21 protein-coding genes are annotated in these 20,426 nt (G+C 70.7%); 5 read left to right on the plus strand and 16 right to left on the minus strand.

The window, feature by feature from the left end; all coding sequences use genetic code 11:
- Positions 1 to 53 precede the first annotated feature (53 nt).
- From HFP48_RS19260 to HFP48_RS19280, 5 genes are read left to right on the plus strand one after another with little or no spacing between them, the layout of a single operon-like run.
- On the plus strand, positions 54 to 515 hold the full coding sequence (locus HFP48_RS19260; RefSeq protein ID WP_006936221.1) for an Asp23/Gls24 family envelope stress response protein: 462 nt from the start codon (positions 54 to 56) through the stop codon (positions 513 to 515).
- Positions 512 to 829: a hypothetical protein gene (locus HFP48_RS19265; RefSeq protein WP_029545019.1), complete on the plus strand. Its 318-nt coding sequence runs from the start codon at positions 512 to 514 to the stop codon at positions 827 to 829. The genes HFP48_RS19260 and HFP48_RS19265 overlap by 4 nt, the downstream gene beginning before the upstream one ends.
- Positions 826 to 1,020, plus strand: coding sequence for a hypothetical protein (locus HFP48_RS19270; protein ID WP_003937668.1), 195 nt, complete (start codon positions 826 to 828; stop codon positions 1,018 to 1,020). Before HFP48_RS19265 ends, HFP48_RS19270 begins: the two co-directional genes overlap by 4 nt.
- Entirely contained in the window at positions 1,013 to 2,050 is a 1,038-nt protein-coding gene (locus HFP48_RS19275; protein ID WP_168579885.1) for a DUF6286 domain-containing Asp23/Gls24 family envelope stress response protein, read from the plus strand. The genes HFP48_RS19270 and HFP48_RS19275 overlap by 8 nt, the downstream gene beginning before the upstream one ends.
- Positions 2,047 to 2,622: a hypothetical protein gene (locus HFP48_RS19280; protein WP_050035582.1), complete on the plus strand. Its 576-nt coding sequence runs from the start codon at positions 2,047 to 2,049 to the stop codon at positions 2,620 to 2,622. Before HFP48_RS19275 ends, HFP48_RS19280 begins: the two co-directional genes overlap by 4 nt.
- 132 nt (positions 2,623 to 2,754) lie before the next feature.
- Here the strand turns inward: HFP48_RS19280 and tuf are convergent, their stop codons facing one another.
- From tuf to HFP48_RS19360, 16 genes are all read right to left on the minus strand, one after another.
- Positions 2,755 to 3,945 (minus strand): elongation factor Tu, encoded by a 1,191-nt coding sequence (gene tuf, locus HFP48_RS19285; protein WP_006936215.1) that lies wholly within the window; start codon positions 3,943 to 3,945, stop codon positions 2,755 to 2,757.
- Between the two features lie 92 nt (positions 3,946 to 4,037).
- The gene (fusA, locus tag HFP48_RS19290; protein ID WP_043800567.1) at positions 4,038 to 6,140 is read right to left on the minus strand and encodes an elongation factor G; all 2,103 of its coding nucleotides are present in this window, start codon (positions 6,138 to 6,140) and stop codon (positions 4,038 to 4,040) included.
- Positions 6,141 to 6,287: 147 nt separating this feature from the next.
- A complete protein-coding gene (rpsG, locus tag HFP48_RS19295; protein WP_003937663.1) occupies positions 6,288 to 6,758 on the minus strand; it encodes a 30S ribosomal protein S7 in 471 nt (156 codons plus the stop codon).
- Complete coding sequence (gene rpsL, locus HFP48_RS19300) at positions 6,758 to 7,132, minus strand: 30S ribosomal protein S12 (RefSeq protein ID WP_003937662.1); 375 nt, start codon at positions 7,130 to 7,132, stop codon at positions 6,758 to 6,760. The genes rpsG and rpsL overlap by 1 nt, the downstream gene beginning before the upstream one ends.
- A 312-nt stretch (positions 7,133 to 7,444) precedes the next feature.
- On the minus strand, positions 7,445 to 7,969 hold the full coding sequence (locus tag HFP48_RS19305; protein WP_044475941.1) for a DUF3558 domain-containing protein: 525 nt from the start codon (positions 7,967 to 7,969) through the stop codon (positions 7,445 to 7,447).
- A 23-nt stretch (positions 7,970 to 7,992) separates the two neighbouring features.
- Positions 7,993 to 8,532 (minus strand): DUF3558 domain-containing protein, encoded by a 540-nt coding sequence (locus HFP48_RS19310; RefSeq protein WP_006936212.1) that lies wholly within the window; start codon positions 8,530 to 8,532, stop codon positions 7,993 to 7,995.
- 9 nt (positions 8,533 to 8,541) lie between these two features.
- Positions 8,542 to 9,171 (minus strand): TetR/AcrR family transcriptional regulator, encoded by a 630-nt coding sequence (locus HFP48_RS19315; protein WP_006936211.1) that lies wholly within the window; start codon positions 9,169 to 9,171, stop codon positions 8,542 to 8,544.
- Positions 9,168 to 9,824 carry a TetR/AcrR family transcriptional regulator gene (locus HFP48_RS19320; RefSeq protein WP_050035584.1) on the minus strand — a complete coding sequence of 219 codons (657 nt, stop codon included), beginning with the start codon at positions 9,822 to 9,824 and terminating at the stop codon, positions 9,168 to 9,170. Before HFP48_RS19320 ends, HFP48_RS19315 begins: the two co-directional genes overlap by 4 nt.
- A 10-nt stretch (positions 9,825 to 9,834) precedes the next feature.
- Positions 9,835 to 10,884 (minus strand): LLM class F420-dependent oxidoreductase, encoded by a 1,050-nt coding sequence (locus HFP48_RS19325; RefSeq protein WP_168579886.1) that lies wholly within the window; start codon positions 10,882 to 10,884, stop codon positions 9,835 to 9,837.
- 60 nt (positions 10,885 to 10,944) lie between these two features.
- Entirely contained in the window at positions 10,945 to 11,724 is a 780-nt protein-coding gene (locus HFP48_RS19330; protein ID WP_029545024.1) for an enoyl-CoA hydratase family protein, read from the minus strand.
- Between the two features lie 11 nt (positions 11,725 to 11,735).
- The gene (locus HFP48_RS19335) at positions 11,736 to 12,896 is read right to left on the minus strand and encodes an acyl-CoA dehydrogenase family protein (RefSeq protein WP_006936207.1); all 1,161 of its coding nucleotides are present in this window, start codon (positions 12,894 to 12,896) and stop codon (positions 11,736 to 11,738) included.
- 2 nt (positions 12,897 to 12,898) lie between these two features.
- The gene (locus HFP48_RS19340; protein ID WP_168579887.1) at positions 12,899 to 15,031 is read right to left on the minus strand and encodes a biotin carboxylase N-terminal domain-containing protein; all 2,133 of its coding nucleotides are present in this window, start codon (positions 15,029 to 15,031) and stop codon (positions 12,899 to 12,901) included.
- Between the two features lie 7 nt (positions 15,032 to 15,038).
- Complete coding sequence (locus HFP48_RS19345) at positions 15,039 to 16,637, minus strand: carboxyl transferase domain-containing protein (protein ID WP_168579888.1); 1,599 nt, start codon at positions 16,635 to 16,637, stop codon at positions 15,039 to 15,041.
- Positions 16,634 to 17,791 (minus strand): acyl-CoA dehydrogenase family protein, encoded by a 1,158-nt coding sequence (locus HFP48_RS19350; protein ID WP_043800577.1) that lies wholly within the window; start codon positions 17,789 to 17,791, stop codon positions 16,634 to 16,636. The genes HFP48_RS19345 and HFP48_RS19350 overlap by 4 nt, the downstream gene beginning before the upstream one ends.
- Positions 17,788 to 19,548, minus strand: a complete 1,761-nt coding sequence (locus HFP48_RS19355; RefSeq protein WP_168579889.1) for an acyclic terpene utilization AtuA family protein — start codon at positions 19,546 to 19,548, stop codon at positions 17,788 to 17,790. Before HFP48_RS19355 ends, HFP48_RS19350 begins: the two co-directional genes overlap by 4 nt.
- Positions 19,545 to 20,336, minus strand: coding sequence for a TIGR03084 family metal-binding protein (locus tag HFP48_RS19360; RefSeq protein ID WP_168579890.1), 792 nt, complete (start codon positions 20,334 to 20,336; stop codon positions 19,545 to 19,547). The genes HFP48_RS19355 and HFP48_RS19360 overlap by 4 nt, the downstream gene beginning before the upstream one ends.
- Positions 20,337 to 20,426 lie beyond the last annotated feature (90 nt).

The raw sequence follows: 20,426 nt of genomic DNA on the forward strand, positions 1-20,426 counted from the left end.
TACTACAGTCGGAGGGGACAGACCTTCATCCGGCAGGCCGACGAGGAGCCCCCATGACCAGCGACAGCGGCGCAGGCGTCAGCCGCGTGCAGTTCGGCAACGGAATCGCGCCGGGACCGGTCGACACCCAGGGGCGCACCATCATCGCCGACGCGGTCGTGGCGAAGATCGCCGGAATCGCGACCCGCGAGATCAGCGGCGTCTACGACGTCGGCGCGGGCACCGCACGCGTGGTCGGGGCCCTGCGGGACCGCATTCCCGGCGCGCGGATCAACCACGGGCAGGGCGTCGCGGTGGAGGTCGGGGAGAAACAGGCCGCGATCGACATCGGCATCGTCGCCGAATACGGCGTGGCCCTGCACGAACTCGCCGTCGCGATCCGCCACAACGTGATCGCGGCCGTCGAACGGATGACCGGCCTCGAGGTCACCGAGGTCAACATCACCGTCTTCGACGTCGTGCTGTTCGACGAGACCACCGGTGTCGCCGACGACCTGAAACCCCGCGTCCAATGACCACCCCCGCCGAGCCCGCAGAACTCGCCGCGGCCGCCGCCCGGACCGTGCCCGGCGTCGCCGACCTCCACGGCGGAGCGTTCGGCGAGGTCGCGACCTATCTGCCGGGCCGGCGCGTCACCGGAATCCGCCTCGGCTCCGACACGTGCGCGGTGCACATCGTCGTCGAGTACCCGGCCGACCTGTACGCCGTGGCGGCCGCCGTCCGCGCCCGGCTCGAGCCGCTGCTGGGCGTCCCCGTGGACGTGACCATCGAAGACATACGGATCCCGTCACCCGACGGCGAGCACCCGACCAGTGAGGTGACCCAGTGAACCACACCCCTGTCAGCAACACCGCCGTCGGACTCCTCGCGGGACTGCTGCTGGCCCTCGCGGGCATCCTCGGGGGCTTCAGCGGCCTGCTGTTCGGCATCCTGCTCGGCGCCCTCGGCATGGCGATCGGCGCCCACCGGGACGGGCTTCTCGACCTGGGCGCTCTGCTGCGGAGCCGGGGCCGTGGCTGACCCCACGCCCACCGGCCCGAGGACCGTGCCGGCCCAGGCCGGCGCCGACGCGGTCGCCACCGAGACGGTCGACCCCGTCGGGCACCGCGGCCAACTGGTCATCAAGGACCGCGCCGTCGAACGGATCGCCGCGGCCGCCGCCCTCCAGGTGCCCGGTGTGGTTCGTCAACGCGGTGGCCTGAGCCTGTTCACCGGGCGGGACCTGCCCCGCGCCGACGTCACCACCGGCGGCGGCGCCGTCGCGATCAACCTGTACATCGCCGCGGAATGGCCCTACGACGCCGCCGCCCTGACCCGGCGTGTGCACGACGCGGTGGACCGGCAGCTCCACGAGCTGACCGGCCTGCCGGTGCACGAACTCAACGTGCTCGTCGCGGCCACGTCCGTCGCCGGGCCGGCCGAGCGCAGCGAGCCGGCGGTGCCGGTCGAGTACACCGAGGCCGACATCGTCGCCCGGACGGAGTACCGGGCCCCCGTACCGGTCGTTTCGCCGCTGCCGCCCCTGGCCCACCCGGCCGCGGCCCCGGCGGCCGCGCTCATCGCCGTGGGCGCTCTGGCGCTCGCGTTCGCCGCCGCCCGGGAACTGCTCATCGTCCGCGGCACCTACGCGGGCGCGCCGTGGCTGCGGAACTCCTTCGAGTGGTTCGGCCGGCTGCACTGGCAGAGCTGGATCGCACCCGTCGCTGCGGTCCTCGTGCTGCTGGGGGTCGTGCTCGTCGTGGTGGCGGTCAAGCCGCGGCGCCGCACCCACGTGCCCCTGCAGGTGTCCGGTCCGGTCCCGACGGTGTGGATGCGCCGGACCGACCTGGCCCGGATGTGCAGCGCTCACGCGTCCACGCTGCCCGGTGTGTACGCGGCCCGCACCGTCGTCGATCGCCGTCGCGCGCTCGTCAGCGTCGTGGGCTCGGGTGAGGAGTCGACCGCCGATCTGGTCGCCGCGGTCCGGGGTGCGGTGGCGCCGAATCTGGCTCTGCTCGCGGAGCCGATCGCTCTCGTGGTGCAGGTGCACCGGCCGAGGACGGCGCGATGAAGCTGCGCACCGTCCTGGTCAACCGGATGCTCACGTTCGCCGTGGGCGCCGCGCTCCTCGGCGCCGGGGCCTTCGCACTGGCCTGGGTGTGGCAGGTGCGCTTCGCCCGGGAATGGCTGGCCCGCCTGGACCGGCCGCGCATCATCGACATCCCGGACCAGTCCTGGTGGGAGGGCGCGTTGTGGACCGCCGTCGCGGTGGGGGTGACGATCGGGATCGTGCTCCTGGCGGTCAACTTCTCCCGGCGCCGGACGTCGCGGGTGCAGCTCTACGACGAGGTCACCGAGGCCACCCTGGCCGTGGAGCTCGGACCGGTGGCCGACGGCGTCGCCGGTGAGCTCGCGGCCCTGCCCGGTGTGCGGGCCACGCGCAGCCGGGCCGTGGTGGAACGCCATCTGCCGACCCTGTCGGTCACGGTGTACGCGGACCCGAACATCGACGTCGCCGACTTCACCGCCCGCGCCGAGGAGACCGCCGAGCGGGCCGCCCGGGCGCTGGGCGGGGCCCGCGTGGCGACGCAGGTACTGCTGCACCTGGATCCGGCCCACCCCGAATCCGGCGGACAGGGGTAGGCCGCCGAGCGAACGTGGCATTTCGTCGGCGTACGGAGATGAACGATACATTCGCTCGTTCCCCGGGGACGGAAACGCCGAACGGCGCCCACCCCGAAGGGTGGACGCCGTTCGACGTCAGCGAGAACTAGCTCACTTGATGATCTTCGTGACGCGACCGGCGCCGACGGTGCGGCCACCCTCGCGGATCGCGAAGCGCAGGCCCTCGTCCATGGCGACCGGCTGGATCAGCTTGACGGACATCTCGGTGTTGTCGCCCGGCATGACCATCTCGGTGCCCTCGGGGAGGGTCACAACGCCCGTCACGTCCGTGGTACGGAAGTAGAACTGCGGACGGTAGTTGTTGAAGAACGGGGTGTGGCGGCCACCCTCCTCCTTGTTGAGGATGTAGGCCTGGCCCTCGAACTCCGTGTGCGGGGTGGTGGTGCCCGGCTTCACGACGACCTGGCCACGCTCGACGTCCTCGCGCTTGATGCCGCGGACCAGCAGACCGACGTTGTCGCCGGCCTGGCCCTGGTCGAGCAGCTTGCGGAACATCTCGATGCCCGTGACCGTGGTCTTGGTCGAGGTCGGCTTGATACCGACGATCTCGACTTCCTCGTTCACGTTGATGACACCGCGCTCGATGCGGCCGGTGACGACCGTGCCACGACCGGTGATGGTGAAGACGTCCTCGACGGGCATGAGGAACGGCTTCTCGGTCTCACGGACCGGGTCCGGGATCGACTCGTCGACGGCGCTCATGAGCTCGAGGATGCTCTCGGTCCACTTCGGGTCACCCTCGAGTGCCTTCAGGGCCGAAACCTTGACGACAGGAGCCTCCTCGTCGAAGTCCTGCGCAGCGAGGAGCTCACGGACCTCCATCTCGACGAGCTCGAGGATTTCCTCGTCGTCGACCATGTCGGACTTGTTGAGCGCGACGAGGATGTAGGGCACGCCGACCTGACGGGCGAGCAGCACGTGCTCACGCGTCTGCGGCATCGGGCCGTCGGTGGCGGCCACGACCAGGATCGCACCGTCCATCTGAGCCGCACCGGTGATCATGTTCTTGATGTAGTCGGCGTGACCCGGAGCGTCGACGTGCGCGTAGTGGCGCTTCTCGGTCTGGTACTCGACGTGGGAGATGTTGATCGTGATACCACGAGCCTTCTCCTCCGGAGCCTTGTCGATCTGGTCGAACGCGAAGCTCTGGTTCAGCTCGGGGTACTTGTCGGCCAGCACCTTGGTGATCGCCGCCGTCAGAGTGGTCTTGCCGTGGTCGACGTGACCGATGGTGCCGATGTTCACGTGCGGCTTGGTCCGCTCGAACTTCGCCTTCGCCACTTGAGGGTCCTCCTGGACTGTTGTTGCTTGCAGTATGCAGCAGTGCGGTTGTTACTTACTTGGTCGTGCAGCCGACCGGGTCGGAACCGAGGTTACTCGCCGGTCGCCTTGGCGATGATTTCCTTCGAGACGTTCGCGGGAACCTCAGCGTAGGAATCGAACACCATGGAGAAGTTCGCGCGACCCTGGGTCTTCGACCGCAGGTCACCGATGTAACCGAACATCTCCGAGAGCGGAACCAGCGCCTTCACGACACGGGCACCACTGCGTTCCTCCATGGCCTGAATCTGGCCACGGCGGGAGTTGAGGTCGCCGATCACTTCACCCATGTAGTCCTCGGGGGTGGTGACCTCGACAGCCATGAGCGGCTCGAGGATGACCGGCGCAGCCTTGCGCGCGGCCTCCTTCAGGGCCTGCGAACCGGCGATCTTGAACGCCATTTCCGACGAGTCGACGTCGTGGTACGCGCCGTCGAGCAGGGTGACCTTGACGTTCACCAGCGGGTACCCGGCGAGCACGCCGTACTGCATCGCGTCCTGCGCACCGGCGTCGACCGAGGGGATGTACTCGCGGGGCACGCGGCCGCCGGTGACCTTGTTCTCGAACTCGTAGGTCGCGCCGTCCTCGCCCACGAAGGGCTCGAGGGCGATGATGACCTTCGCGAACTGGCCGGAACCACCGGTCTGCTTCTTGTGCGTGAACTCGAGCTTCTCGACCTTCTTGGTGATGGTCTCGCGGTACGCCACCTGCGGCTTGCCGACGTTGGCCTCGACCTTGAACTCACGACGCATCCGGTCGACGAGGATGTCGAGGTGGAGCTCGCCCATGCCGCCGATGACGGTCTGGCCGGTCTCCTCGTCCAGCTCGACGGAGAAGGTGGGATCCTCCTCGGCCAGCTTCTGGATCGCGGTGCCCAGCTTCTCCTGGTCGGACTTGGTCTTCGGCTCGATGGAGACCTGGATGACCGGATCCGGGAAGGTCATGGACTCGAGCACGATCGGGGCGTCCTGCGCGCACAGGGTGTCACCGGTCGTGGTGTCCTTCAGGCCGATCATCGCGTAGATGTGGCCGGCCACCGCCTCGTCGACCGGGTTCTCCTTGTTGGCGTGCATCTGGAACAGCTTGCCGATGCGCTCCTTCTTGCCCTTGGTGGCGTTGAGCACCTGGGCACCCGGCTCGATGCGGCCGGAGTAGACGCGCACGAAGGTCAGCTTGCCGAAGAACGGGTGCGCGGCGATCTTGAACGCCAGCGCGGAGAAGGGCTCTTCCTTGCTCGGCTTGCGGGTGAGGGTCTCTTCCTCGTCGCCGAGCTTGTGGCCCTCGACCTCGCCGATGTCGAGCGGGTTCGGCAGGTAGTCGATGACCGCGTCGAGCATGGGCTGGATGCCCTTGTTCTTGAACGCGGAACCGCACAGCACCGGGTACAGCTCGGAGGCGACGGTCAGCTTCCGGATGGCGCCCTTGATCTCGGCGACGGTGAGTTCCTCGCCACCGAAGTACTTCTCCATGAGCTCTTCGTCGCTCTCGGCGACCGTCTCGAGCAGCTTCTCGCGGTACTCGGCGACCTTGTCGGCCAGCTCCGCGGGGATCTCCTCGATCGTCGGCTCGGCGCCGATCTCGACGGTGCCACGCCAGGTGATGGCCTTCATCTCGACCAGGTCGACGACGCCGTCGAACGCGTCCTCCGCGCCGATCGGGAGCTGCAGGACCAGCGGCTTGGCGCCGAGGCGGTCGATGATGGTCTGGACCGTGAAGTAGAAGTCCGCGCCCATCTTGTCCATCTTGTTGACGAAGCAGATGCGCGGAACGTCGTACTTGGCGGCCTGCCGCCAGACCTGCTCGGACTGCGGCTCGACGCCCTCCTTGCCGTCGAACACGGCGACCGCGCCGTCGAGGACGCGCAGCGACCGCTCGACCTCGACCGTGAAGTCGACGTGGCCGGGGGTGTCGATGATGTTGATCTGGTTCTTGTTCCAGAAGCAGGTCACGGCGGCGGAGGTGATGGTGATACCCCGCTCCTTCTCCTGCTCCATCCAGTCGGTGGTCGAGGCACCGTCGTGGGTCTCACCGATCTTGTAGTTCACACCGGTGTAGAAGAGGATGCGCTCGGTCGTCGTGGTCTTGCCGGCATCGATGTGCGCCATGATGCCGATGTTGCGGACCTTGTTCAGGTCGGTCAGCACTTCCTGTGCCACAGGTAACCCCGCTCGTAGCTCGTGTCGGTCCTAGGGTGCGGACCAGTGTTCTCGGATGTTCAGCCGGCCTTCAGGGACCGACACAGTTGTGCGAACGGCCGGCCGGGAGGATTTCGGGAATACCGGTTCCTCCCGACCGGCATCGACTCACCAGCGGTAGTGCGCGAACGCCTTGTTGGCCTCGGCCATCTTGTGGGTGTCCTCGCGACGCTTCACGGACGCACCCAGACCGTTGCTGGCGTCGAGGAGCTCGTTCGCGAGGCGCTCGACCATGGTCTTCTCACGACGCTGACGCGAGAAGGTGACCAGCCACCGCAGGGCGAGGGTGGTCGAACGACCGGGACGAACCTCGACCGGCACCTGGTAGGTGGCGCCACCGACACGGCGGCTGCGCACCTCGAGGGCAGGCTTGACGTTGTCCAGAGCGCGCTTGAGGGTGACGACCGGATCGGTGCCGGTCTTCTCGCGCGCGCGCTCGAGTGCCTCGTAGACGATGCGCTCGGCGGTGGACTTCTTGCCGTCCAGCAGGATCTTGTTGACCAGCTGGGTGACGAGCGGCGACCCGTAGACCGGGTCGGCGATCAGGGGACGCTTCGGAGCGGGACCCTTACGTGGCATCAGCCCTTCTCCTTCTTCGCGCCGTAGCGGCTGCGCGCCTGCTTGCGGTTCTTGACACCCTGGGTGTCGAGCGAACCGCGGATGATCTTGTAGCGGACACCGGGGAGGTCCTTCACACGACCACCGCGCACGAGCACCATCGAGTGCTCCTGCAGGTTGTGACCCTCACCCGGGATGTAGGCGGTGACCTCGACGGAGCTGGTCAGACGCACGCGGGCGACCTTCCGGAGCGCCGAGTTCGGCTTCTTCGGGGTGGTGGTGTACACGCGAGTGCACACACCGCGGCGCTGCGGGCTGCCCTTGAGGGCCGCGGTCTTGACCTTGGCGGCCTTGTCGCGGCGGCCCTTACGGACCAGCTGATTGATGGTTGGCATCTACCGGCTTTCTCGTTGTCTGAAGACTGCTCGCACGAGCAACCTTGGCTGTTCTGAAATTAGGGATCCATCGGTTGGGGCAAGAGAGCCGCTGCCCCGCACCCACACCCTCGTGTGCACACGAGGTCGGGCGTGTCGCGTACCCCCACACAGGCAGCCGGGGGCTCGCTCCTGCGGTGATTCCACAGACCGCGCGCACGGCACTACCTCGCATAGGCACACAGATCGGCCCGGGCATGCCGGACACGACCCACAACGATACCCGGCGGCGCGGCGCAAGGTCAAAGCGAGCTGCGGGGGTCCGCTCGTGGCTCAACTGCTGAGGTCGAGGGTCAGTCGGGCCAGCGTGACGGCCGCCGCACACGGATCGGGAGGCGCCGAACCGGGCGCGTACTGCACCCACCAGCCGAAGATCCCCGTCGTGGACGCTCCGGCGGAGATCCCGCAGGACGCCGGGTCGTCGGGCGGGCGCATCAGCACGGCCCGCCGGCCCTCCACGGTCGTGTTCTCCACCGCGTATCCCAGCCGTTGCGCCGTCCCCCGCTCGGTGTCGAGGGACCCGGTCTCGAACCAGTTGAAGGTGACCTTCGCCGTCGCCCCCGCACCTGCGGTGTCCCACCGGCAGATCGCCCCGAAGAACCCGCGCTCGATCGCCTCGACGCCGACCGCCTCCGCGATCTGCTCGTCGGTGACGGCATCGCACTCGGTGAGCAGGCGCGTGAACTCGGCGGAGGCGCCGCCCGCTCCGGCCCCCTCCGGCACGGCCTGCCCCTCGATCGTGCTGCCGCACCCGGCGAGCACCGCGGCCAGGGCCAGCAGCGACGGCAGCGTCGCCACCCGCGTCGTCCGCGTCGTCCGCTTCACCGCTGTGCCCTTTCCGCGCTGAGCTCGGCCAGGTCGCGGGCCACCACGCACGCGTCCGCGGCCGGCGTGAAGAGCCCGTACGTGACGGACCAGTGCACGAAGTCGCCCCCGAACTGCACGCCGATCTCGCACAGCACGGTCTGCCCGAAGTCGTTCTGCGCCGAGCCCTGGAAGCCCGGGTTGCCGTCGATCTCCACGTCGATCGCGGGCCGGCCGATCAGGTCGGAACCGGCGCGTTCGCGGCCGATCGGGCTGCCGCGGTACCAGGAGAACGTCACGCTCGGGCCGCCCGCCCCGACGAGTTCCCACTCGCATCCCACCGAGTTGCGGGTGACCTGCACGAACGACCCCAGCCCGAAGGCCCGGGCCACCTCGTCGTCGGTGACCGACCCGCACGCGCCGAAGAACGGGCCCGGCTCGGTCACCTGCAGGGTGGGCGACGCGCCGGCCGGGCCCTCGGCCGGGTCCGAGCCGCACCCGGCGACGACGGCACCGACGAGTCCGAGGACCGCGACCGTGGCCAGCTTGGGAGGCATGCCACAAACCTAACCGGCCGGGTGCTGCGCCGCCGAACGCTGCCGGGCCGCGTCGAGCACCGTGTCGAGCTGCGCGGCCCAGTGCCGGACGATCTCGGCCCGGCGCCGCGAATCGTCGGTGAGGACGTCGGCGAGGCCGAGGCCGCGCGCGAGGTCGAGGGTGGCCTGCACCATGCGGTGCACCGTCGCGTCGGACTCGTCCACGCCGAGTTGCTCGACGGCGACGCGGTGGGCGACGCGGCCGAAGTGTTCCTCGAGGGGGACGATGCGGGCCCGCAGTTCCGGATCGGCCGCCGCGGCCGTCCACACCTGCAGCGCCGCCTTGAACAGGGTGCCGGTGTAGTAGTCGACGAGCCGGCGCACCACGGCCTCGGTACGGGCGGCCCCCAGGGGCAGGTCCACAGTGTCGCGGCGGGCGAGATCCATACGGCTGTCGAACATGAACTCGAGCGCCGCGGTGATGAGGTCCTCCCGGGTCGGGAAGTGGTGCTGGGCCGCGCCGCGGGACACGCCCGCCCGCTCGGCGACCACCCCCACCGTGGTCGCGCCCCACCCCAGCTCCGCGAGGCAGTCGATGCTCGCCTCGAGCAGCCGGCGGCGCGTGACCCGGCTCCGATCCTGCTTGGGCTGCCGGGTCATCGCAGCGCGCCCCCGGCGGCGGGATCCCCGGGTTCGTCGTCCACCAGGACCCGTTCCATCTGGCGACGCCACACCGCCAGCTGGGGTTCGGTCAGCGGGTCGCGGGGGTCGATGGCGTAACCGAGGGCCGCCCCGCGCATCGCCTGATAGATCAGGTCGCGCACCTCGGCGAACCGGGGGCGGTTCGCGATCTCCGGACCGAAGTTCGCGGTCGTCTGCTCCTTGATCATCCGGCCCAGGAGGCGTTCGAGCGGCAGCAGCTCGGCCCGAAGTTCCTCGTGGCCGCGCGCGGCGAGCCACAGCTCCATCGACGCCCAGAAGTACGGCTGCCGGAAGTTCCACCACATCCGGTCGACCGCGGCGGCGATACGTTCGACCGGGTCGGCGGGCCAGGGATGGTCGCCGTCGAGGCCCTGGACCCCCTGGGCGGCGAGGTGGTGCACGGCGGCGACGAGCAGGGCGTCCCGCGACGGGTAGTGGTGCAGCAGCCGCCCGCGGGACACGCCGGCCGCCTCCTGGATGCGCACGGTGGTGGCGTTGGAGTAACCGTGCTCGACGAGCACGGCCACCGCCGCGTCGAGGATCCGCTTGCGGGTGGCACGGCTGCGCTCCTGCTCGCCGCGACGGCGGACATCCGGGGACGGGCTGCTCATGGCGATCAGACTAGGCAGGCCGGCGCGTCAGCTCGCGGAGGGTGACCGTCGAGGCGAGGCGCCCGGCCCGGGTGTCCTCGAGGGCCATGATGTTGATCGTGGTGACTCCGGCGGCCTCGAACGCGGCGAGGCGCTCGGCGACGTGACTGCGCGGGCCGACGAGGCACACGCCGTCGATCAACTCGTCGGGGATCGCCGCCTCGGCCTCCTTCTTCCGCCCGGCCAGGTAGAGGTCCTGAACGGTCTCGGCCTCGCGCTCGAAGCCGTAGGTGCGGGCGAGCTGGTTGTAGAAGTTCTTGCCCTTGGCGCCCATTCCGCCCAGGTACAGCGCCAGGTGGGGCCGGGCGCGGTCGCGCAGCTCGGCGACGTTGTCCCCGATCCCGACCTGGACGTTGACCACCACCTCGAGCTCCCCGAGCGCCGGGTCCCGCTTCGCCTTGCCCTCGGCGAGCGCGTCGCCCCATACCCGGTGCGCGTGCTCGGGGAAGAAGAACACCGGCTCCCAGGCCTCGGCGATCTCGGCGGCGAGGGCGACGTTCTTCGGGCCGAGCGCGGCGATCATGATCGGAATGCGTTCGCGAACCGGCTGATTGATGAGCTTGAGGGGCTTGCCGAGCCCGGTGCCGCGGTCGGTCGGCAGCGGGATCGTGTACTTGCGGCCGGCGTATTCGAGCTTCTCGCGCCGCCACACGGCCCGGCAGATGTCGACGACCTCGCGGGTCCGCTGCAGGGGCGCGTCGTACGGCACGCCGTGGAAGCCCTCGATCACCTGCGGGCCGGACGCCCCGAGGCCGAGCACGAAGCGGCCGCCGGAGACGTAGTCCATGCCGGCGGCCGTCATCGCGAGCAGCGACGGCGTGCGGGTGTAGATCGGCACCACGCCCGTGCCGAGCTGCACCGTCGAGGTGCGCGCGGCCAGGTAGCCGAGCTGGCTGAAGGCGTCGAAGCTGTAGGCCTCGGCGACGAATGCGATGTCGAGCCCCACCGATTCGAGTTCGACGATCTCGTCGACGACCTGCCGGAAGTCACCCGCGTAGTCGGGCTGGATGCCGAGTTTCATGACAGCCACTGTCGTACACCCACCACTATCCAGTCAACCCTGACCGTTTTACGGACCGTGTCACGACCGGCTCCACGACGGCGGCCGCTTCTGCAGGAACGCGGTCATCCCCTCGACCGCCTCCGCGGAGCCGAACAGCCGCGCCGACTGCTCCGCCAGCTCGTCACCGTACCGGTCGAAGTCGGCGAGCATCCGCATCGTGGTGAGCCGCTTGGATTCGCCGAGCCCCTGCGGCGAGCATTCCCGCAGCTGGGCGAGGATCTCCCCCACCGACGCCTGCGGATCGTCGGTCTCGACGGTGACCAGGCCGATCGCCGCTGCCACCTCCGGCCCGAACCGCTCACCGGTGAGGAAGTAGCGGCTCGCGGCACGGGAGGTGAGCCGTGGCAGCACCGTCAGCGAGATGATCGACGCCGCCAGCCCCAGCCGGGCCTCGGTCAACGCGAACGTCGACCGGGGCCCGGCGACGGCGAGGTCGCATGCGCCGACCAACCCCATGCCGCCGGCGCGCACGTGCCCGTCGATCCGCCCGATCACCGGCTTGGGCAGCTCCAGGATCGACCGCAGCACCGCCGTCATCTCCCGCGTCCGGGCGGCAGCCGCCGCCGCGGCGCCGCCCTCCGCGGTGCTCGCCTCGCTCAGGTCGGCGCCGGCACAGAAGGTGCCGCCCTCATGGGTGAGCACGACCGCGCGGACCCCGTCGTCGGCGGCCGCGTCGGCGAGGCCCTGCCGGAGCTGCGCCACGAGCCTGGCGGAGATCGCGTTGCGGTTGTGCGGCGAGTCGAGAGTCAGGGTGGCGAATCCCTCGCTCACGTCGTACCGGACGAACGTCTCGGACACCGGCGCTCCCCTCAGTACGACCGGGGCAGGCCCAGCGAGTGCTGGGACACGAAGTTGAGGATCATCTCCCGGCTCACCGGCGCCACCCGCGCGATCCGCGCCGCGCCGAGCATCGCGGCAAGCCCGTACTCGCGGGTGAGCCCACCGCCGCCGTGCGTCTGGATCGCCTGGTCGAGCGACTTGATGCTGGCCTCGGCCGCGGCGTACTTGGCCATGTTCGCGGCCTCGGCGGCGCCGAAGTCGTCGCCGCTGTCGTACAGCACCGCGGCCTTCTGCATCATCAGCTTGGCCAGTTCGAGCTCGATCTTGCACTGCGCGAGCGGATGCGCGATGCCCTGGTGCGCCCCGATCGGCGACTTCCACACGGTCCGTTCGTTGGCGTACCGCACCGCCGCGTCCAGCGCGTAGCGGCCCATGCCCACGGCCATCGCCGCGCCGAGGATCCGCTCGGGGTTCAGGCCGGCGAACAGCTGCATCAGCGCGGCGTCCGGCTCCCCTACCAGCGCGTCCGCCGGCAGGCGCACGTCGTCGAGGAACAGGGTGAACTGGCGGTCCGGTTCGACGATGTCCATCTCCATCGGCGTCTTGACGAAGTTGTCCGCGTCGGTGGGGACGATGAACAGCGCCGGCCGCAGCTTGCCGCTCTTCGCGTCCTCGGTGCGGGCCACGATGAGCACCGCGTCGGCCTGGTCCACACCGGAGATGTAGATCTTGCTGCCGCGCAGGATCCAGTCCTCCCCGTCGCGCCGCGCGACGGTGGTGATCTCGTGCGAGTTCGAGCCGGCGTCGGGCTCGGTGATGCCGAACGCCATGATCTTCGAGCCGTCGGCGAGCGCGGGCAGCCAGCGTTGCTTCTGCTCGTCGGTGCCGAACTTGGCGATGATGGTGCCGCAGATGGCCGGCGAGACCACCACCAGCAGAAGCCCGCAGCCCTGCGCGGCGAGTTCCTCCTGGACCAGGGCGAGTTCGTAGATGCCGGCCCCGCCGCCGCCGTACTCCTCGGGCAGGTTCACGCCCAGGAAGCCGAGCTGGGCGGCCTCGCGCCACAGCTCGGTCAGCGGTTCGCCCTTGCGGGCCTTCGGCAGCACGTAGTCGACGTAGTTGTAGCGCTTGGCCAGGCCCGCGACCGCGGCGCGTAGCTGCTTCTGCTCGTCGGTTTCGATGACGCTCATGGTTACTCCTCGATGTCGGCCGGGGCGGACGGTTCGCCGGACTCGGCGGGGGTGACGACGGCCAGCACGGCGCCCAGTTCGACCTGGGTGCCGACGGCGACGGGCAGCTCGGTGAGCACGCCCGCGGTGGGGGCCTTGACGATGTGTTCCATCTTCATCGCCTCGAGCCAGAGGACCGGTTGCCCGGCGGTGACCGCATCGCCGACCGCGGCCCCGATCCGGATCACCGAGCCGGGCATCGGGGCGAGCAGCGAACCCGCGGCGACGTGGGCGGAGGGTTCGACGAACCGGGGGATCGCGCGCAGCCGTACCGGGCCGAGCGACGAGTCCACATGCACCGCGTCGCCGTAGCGCGCGACGTGGAACTGCCGTTGCACGCCGTCGATCGCGAGCACCACCCGGCGCTCGGTGTGCGCGACGAGGACGACGCCGGGATGGTCGTCGGCAATCAGCCCGGACCGGGTGAGCCGGTACCGCACCTCGTGTGCACCGCGGTCGCCCTCGTACCGTTTGACCTGCGGCTGCGACGGCAGGTTGCGCCAGCCGCTCGGCAGGCCGCGGGCGACCGTCGCGGCCGCGCGGTGGGCGGCGGCGTCCGCCAGGGCCGCGGCGAGCGCGGACAGCGATTCGGCCCCGGCGTCGGCGAGCGGCGCGGCGAGCGTGTCGAGCCCGTGGGTGTCGAAGAAGGCGGTGTCGGTGTTGCCGGCGAGGAATTCGGGATGCCGCAGCACGTTCACCAGCAGGTCCCGGTTGGTGCGCAGGCCGTGCACCTCGGCGCGGGCCAGCGACGTCGCGAGCATCCGCACCGCGCGGCCCCGGGTCGGGGCGTACGAGATCACCTTGGCGAGCATCGGGTCGTAGTGCACGCCCACCGCCGAACCGTCCTCGACGCCGGAGTCCAGGCGCAGCCCGGGCTCGCGCAGCACCTCGAACGCGGCGACGCGGCCGGGCAGCGCGAGACGGTGCACCGTGCCGGACTGCGGCCGCCAGTCCTGTGCCGGGTCCTCCGCGTAGAGCCGCACCTCGATCGAATGTCCGCTCGCCGGCGGGGGTTCGGGCTCGAGGCGGGCGCCGGCGGCGACCTGCAACTGCAGATCGACGAGGTCGAGGCCGGTGGTGCACTCGGTGACCGGGTGCTCGACCTGCAGGCGGGTGTTCATCTCGAGGAAGAAGAACTCGCCGTCCGCCGAGCTCCCCGTCGCTTCGCTCGCCCCGGTGACATTCCCCGTCGCTTCGCTCGCCCCGGTGACATTCCCCGTCGCTTCGCTCGCCCCGGTGACATTCCCCGTCGCTTCGCTCGCCCCGGTCGCGAGGAACTCGACGGTGCCCGCGCCCTCGTAGTCGATGGCCTGCGCGGCGCGCCGGGCCGCCGCGAACAGCCGCTCCCGCATCCCGGGCGTGGCCTCGACGAGCGGCGACGGCGCCTCCTCGACCACCTTCTGGTGGCGGCGCTGGATCGAGCACTCCCGCTCCCCCACCGCCCACACGGTCCCGTGCCGGTCCGCGAGGACCTGCACCTCGATGTGCCGGCCCGTTTCGAGGAAGCGCTCGCAGAACACCGTCGGATCGCCGAACGCGGACTGCGCCTCGCGCCGGGCCGCGGCGAGCTGGTCGGGCAGCTCGGCCAGGTCGCGGACCACCCGCATGCCGCGGCCGCCGCCCCCGGCGGACGCCTTGATCAGCACGGGCAGGTCGGCCTCGGTCACCGCGGCAGGGTCCAGCTCGGCCAGCACCGGCACACCGGCGTCGGCCATGATCTTCTTGGCCTCGACCTTCGAACCCATCCGGGCGATCGAGTCCGGGCCCGGCCCGATCCAGGTCAACCCCGCGTCGAGGACCGCCCGCGCGAATTCGGCGTTCTCCGAGAGGAACCCGTAACCCGGGTGGATCGCGTCGGCCCCCGCCGCGCGGGCGGCGGCGATGATCGCCTCGCCGCGCAGATAGGTGTCGGCGGGGGCGGTGCCGGGCAGGCGCACCGCGGCGTCGGCCTCGGCGATGTGGGGGCTGCCGGCGTCCGCGTCGGAGAACACCGCGACGGTGCCGAGGCCGGCGCGCCGGCAGGAGGCGAACACCCGGCGGGCGATCTCGCCGCGGTTGGCGACGAGCACGGTGGTGACGGTATCGGTGTGGTTCACTGCTGCCTCACATCCGGAAGACACCGAAGCTGTCGGTGCCCTCGATCGGCGCGTTGGCGATGGCCGACAGGCACATCCCCACCACGGTGCGGGTGTCGCGCGGGTCGATGACCCCGTCGTCGTAGAGCCGGCCGGACAGGAACATCGGCAGCGACTCCGCCTCGATCTGGTTCTCGATCGCCGCACGCATCGCCTCGTCGGCGGCCTCGTCGAAGGCCTGGCCGCGCGCCTGGGCGGCGGCGCGTCCGACGATGGAGATGACACCGGCGAGCTGGGCGCCGCCCATCACCGCGGATTTGGCGCTGGGCCAGGCGAACAGGAACCGCGGGTCGAAGGCCCGGCCGCACATGCCGTAGTGGCCGGCCCCGTAGGAGGCGCCGAGCAGGATCGAGATGTGGGGCACCGTCGAGTTGGAGACGGCATTGATCATCATCGAGCCGTGCTTGATCATGCCGCGTTCCTCGTACTCGCGGCCGACCATGTAGCCGGTGGTGTTGTGCAGGAACAGCAGTGGCGTGTTCGCGCGGTTGGCGAGCTGGATGAACTGGGTGGCCTTCTGGGATTCCTCGCTGAACAGCACGCCGCGGGCGTTGGCGAGGATGCCCACCGGGTACCCGTGCAGACGGGCCCAGCCGGTGACGAGCGACGACCCGTAGAGCGGCTTGAACTCGTCGAAGTCGGAATCGTCGACGATGCGGGCGATCACCTCGCGGGGGTCGAACGGCACCTTGAGGTCGGCGGGCACGATTCCGAGCAGTTCCTCGGGGTCGTAACGCGGTTCGCGCACGTCGGGGTGGGGTTCGGGGCCCTGCTTGCGCCAGTTCAGGCGACGGACGATGCCCCGGCCGATCCGGATCGCATCGGGCTCGTCGACCGCGTAGTAGTCGGCCAGCCCGGAGGTGCGGGCGTGCATCTCCGCGCCGCCGAGGGATTCGTCGTCGGATTCCTCGCCCGTGGCCATCTTCACCAGCGGCGGTCCGGCGAGGAACACCTTCGAGCGCTTCTCGATCATCACCACGTGATCCGACATGCCGGGAATGTAGGCGCCGCCCGCGGTGGAGTTGCCGAACACCAGCGCGATGGTGGGAATGCCGGCGGCGGACAGCTGCGTCAGGTCGCGGAACATGCGTCCGCCGGGGATGAACACCTCCTTCTGGGTGGGCAGGTCGGCGCCGCCCGACTCGACGAGGGAGATCACCGGCAGCCGGTTCTGCATCGCGATGTCGTTGGCGCGGAACCCCTTCCGCAGGGTCCACGGGTTGCTGGTGCCGCCGCGGACGGTGGGGTCGTTGGCGACGATCAGGCATTCGATGCCCTCGACGACGCCGATCCCGGTGACGGTGCTGCCGCCGACCGGGAACTCGGTGCCCCACGCCGCGAGCGGGGACAGCTCAAGGAACGGGGAATCCGGGTCGAGCAGCAGTTCGATGCGTTCGCGCGGGAGCAGCTTGCCGCGTTCGTGGTGGCGCCGGACGTACTTCTCCCCGCCGCCGGCGAGGGCCTTGGCGTGCTCGGTCTCGAGTGCGGCCAGTTCGGCGGTCATCGCCGAGGCCGCGGCGGCGTACTCTGCCGAGGCCGGGTCGAGGGTCGTCTGCAGGATGCTCACGAGGTGTACCCCAATCGTTTCGCCGCGAGCTCGGTGAGAATCTCGGTGGTGCCGCCGCCGATGCCGAGGATGCGCATGTCGCGGTACTGCCGTTCGATCTCGGACTCGGCCATGTAGCCGAGTCCGCCGAACAGCTGCACAGCCTGGTTCGCGACCCATTCGCCGGCCTCGACGGCGGTGTTCTTGGCGAAGCACACCTCGGCGACGAGGTCGCCGTCGCCGACGAGGGCTCGCTCGACGACCCGCCGGCCGTACACGCGCGCGACGTCGACGCGCCGGGCCATCTCGGCGAGGGTGCGCTGCACCGACTGCCGGGAGATCAGCGGCCGGCCGAACGTCTCGCGGTCGCGGCACCACGCCACGGTGAGGTCCAGACACCGCTGTGCGCTCGAATAGGCTTGGGCCGCAAGGGCAATCCGCTCCGAGACGAAGGCCTGGGCGATCTGCGCGAAGCCGCTGTTCTCGGTGCCGACGAGATTCTCGACGGGCACGCGCACGTCGACGAAGGACAGTTCGGCGGTGTCGGAGGCACGCCAGCCCATCTTGTCGAGCTTGCGCGAGACGGTGAATCCTTCGGCGCCCTTCTCGATCACCAGCAGCGAGATCCCGGCAGCGCCGGGACGTTCGCTGCCGCCGGTGCGCACGGCGGTCACCACGAAGTCCGCGCGGCAGCCGGAGGTGATGTAGGTCTTGGCGCCGTTGACGACGTAGTGGTCGCCGTCGCGGACGGCGGTGGTGGTCAGGTGCCCCACGTCGGAGCCGCCGCCGGGTTCGGTGATCGCGAGGGAGCCGATGAGCTCGCCCGCGAGGGTCGGCTCGACCCACTTCGCGATCTGCACCTCGTCGCCGGCGGCGACGAGGTGCGGCAGGGCGATGCCGCAGGTGAACAGGGAGGCGAAGGCACCACCGGAGGCGCCGGCCTCGTGGAATGCCTCGCACACGGTGAGAGTGTCCGCCGCGTCGCCGCCGGACCCCCCGACGGCCTCGGGGAATCCGGCGCCGAGAAGCCCGAGGGCGGCGGCCTTCTTGTGCAGTTCGCGGGGCAGTTCGCCGTCGCGCTCCCACGCGGCGAGGTGCGGCAGGACCTCGCGCTGGACGAAGGAGTGGACGGTCGAGCGCAGGTCGCGGCGTTCGGGGGTGTCCCAGATGCTCACTCGGGGTTCTCCATCTCGGGGTTCTCCATCTCGGGGTCCTCCAGGAGGGTCTCGGGGATGTAGAGGTATCTGCTGCGCAGCCACTCGCCGAGGCCCTTGGCCTGCGGGTCGAAGCGGGCCTGTGAGGCGACGCCGCGGCCGAGGATGCCCTCGATCACAAAGTTCACCGCCCGCAGGTTCGGCAGCACATGGCGGGTCACGATGAGGTTCTTCGACTCGGGCAGAAGGGTTTTCAGCGCGTCGACGGTGAGGGTGTGCACCAGCCAGCGCCACTGGTCGTCGGTGCGCACCCACACCCCCACATTCGCGTCGCCGCCCTTGTCGCCGCTGCGGGCGCCGGCGACGAGCCCGAGCGGCGCGTGCCGGGTGGGCCCCGCGGGTAGCGGCGCGGGCAGCTCGGGCTCGGCGACGGGTTCGAGTGGGCGCGTCGGGGTGACGGGCGGGATCGGGACGCGGCTGCCGTCGGGCAGGACCGCCGTGTGCGGCACCTCGGCGGCGTCGACGTAGCCGGGCGTGAACACGGCGTACGGCTGGCCGTTGCCGGGCGGAGCGGTCAGCGAGAAGCCGGGGTAGCTGGCAAGCGCGTACTCGACCGCGACCGCGGAGAAGGCGCGGCCGACGACCTGCGGGTCGCGGTCGCGGACGGTGCAGCGCAGCAGGGCGCTGGCCGCCTCCTCCGTGTCGGCGTCCGGATGGTCGGTGCGGGCGAGGGTCCACTCGAGCTCGGCCGGACGCGCGGGCAGGCTCGCCTCCATCTGCCGGCGCACCAGCGCCGCCTTGGCCTCGATGTCGAGTCCGGTGAGGACGAACACCGCTTCGTTCCGGAATCCGGCGAGAGCGTTGAGGGAGACCTTCAGCGTCGGCGGGGGCGCCTCACCGCGGACCCCGGTGATGCGGACCCGGTCCGGTCCGTCCTGGGTGAGCCGGACGGAGTCGAGGCGCGTCGTCACGTCGGGTCCGGCGTAGCGGCCACCGGTCACCTCGTACAGCAGCTGGGCGGTCACGGTGCCGACGGTGACCGCGCCGCCGGTGCCGGGGTGCTTGGTGATGGTGGAGCTGCCGTCGGCATCGATCTCGGCGATCGGGAAGCCGGGCCGGTCGAGGTCGGCGATCTCGGTGAAGAACGCGTAGTTGCCGCCGGTGGCCTGGGTGCCGCACTCGATCACGTGTCCCGCCGCGACCGCACCGGCCAGGGCATCGAAATCGTCCCGGGCCCAGCCGAAGTGGGCGGCGGCCGGGCCGGCGATCACGGAGGCGTCGGTGACACGGCCGGTGACGACGATGTCGGCGCCGGCGGTGAGACACTCGGCGATGCCCCACGCCCCGAGGTAGGCGTTCGCGGTCAGCGGCGGCGGATCGGCGGCCAGGCCGAGTTCGGCGGCGCGGGAGATGAGGTCGTCGCCCTCGACGTACGCGACGGTGACGTCGAGTCCGAGCCGGCCGGCAAGCTCGCGCACGGCCGTCGCCAGCCCGGCGGGATTGAGTCCGCCGGCGTTGGCGACGATCCGCACGCCCTTGTCGACAGCGAGCCCGAGGCAGTCCTCGAGCTGGCGCAGGAACGTCTTGGCGTAGCCGAGCGCCGGGTCCTTCATCCGGTCCCGGCCGAGGATCAGCATGGTCAGCTCGGCGAGATAGTCACCGGTCAGGTAGTCGAGTTCCCCGCCCTCGAGCATCTCGCGCATGGCCGCGAGCCGGTCGCCGTAGAAGCCGGAGCAGTTCCCGATGCGCACCGCCCGTCCGGCCGTGGGGGCGCTCACGCGGTGGCTCCTTCCGGGGCGCGGCCGCCGCCGGGCGGTCCGGCGAACGCCTGCGCGAGGCCGAGCCACGCCTCGGCGTCGGGTCCGGTGGCGACGAGGTCGGTGTCGGCCCGGTGGATCCGCTGGGTCACCAGCCGGCAGAAGTCGAGGGCGGATCCGGTGACGGTCTGGGTGGCGGCGTCGGGCCCCCAGGTCCACTCCTGCCCGTCGGGGGCGGTGAGACGGACGCGGAACGGCTCGGCCGGCGGGGTGCGGCCGTGCACGGCGAAGGCGAAGTCGCGGGTGCGGACGCCGAGATGGGCGATGTGGCGCAGCCGGTGCGTGGGCGGGCGGGTGACGCCGAGCGCGTCGGCCACGTCGCCGCCGTGGGCCCAGGTCTCCATCAGCCGTGCCGTCGCCATGGAGGCCGCACTCATCGGCGGGCCGTACCAGACGATCTTGGTTCCGGCGGGGACGGCCGCGAGGGCGTCGGCGAGGGCGCGGCGGGCGGCACGCCAGTCGGCGAGCAACTCGGCCGGGGGGCGGCGGGCCTGTGCCCGCGCCCCGTCGTCGACGAACCCGTCCGGATCGGTGATCGCGCCGAGCCCGGCGACGAACGCCTCCGGGTCTTCGACGGCGGTGAGGGCGGCGCGATCGGTCCACAGCAGGTGTCCGATCTGGTGGGCGATGGTCCAGTCTTCGGCGGGGGTCGGGGTCGCCCAGCGCTCGTCCGGGAGGTCCGCGACGAGGGCGTCGAGGGACTCGCCCTCGGCACGCAGGTCGTCGAGAAGCGGTTGTAGCTCCGTCATGCGACCAGAGTCACACCCGGGGCGCAAAAAATCAAGCACTCGTGATTGTTTTTCTGGTTGAGGTGGCGCGTGCTGCCGATCGTGCTCCCG

Source organism: Rhodococcus sp. DMU1, from assembly GCF_012272955.1.
Lineage (GTDB): Bacteria > Actinomycetota > Actinomycetes > Mycobacteriales > Mycobacteriaceae > Rhodococcus > Rhodococcus aetherivorans.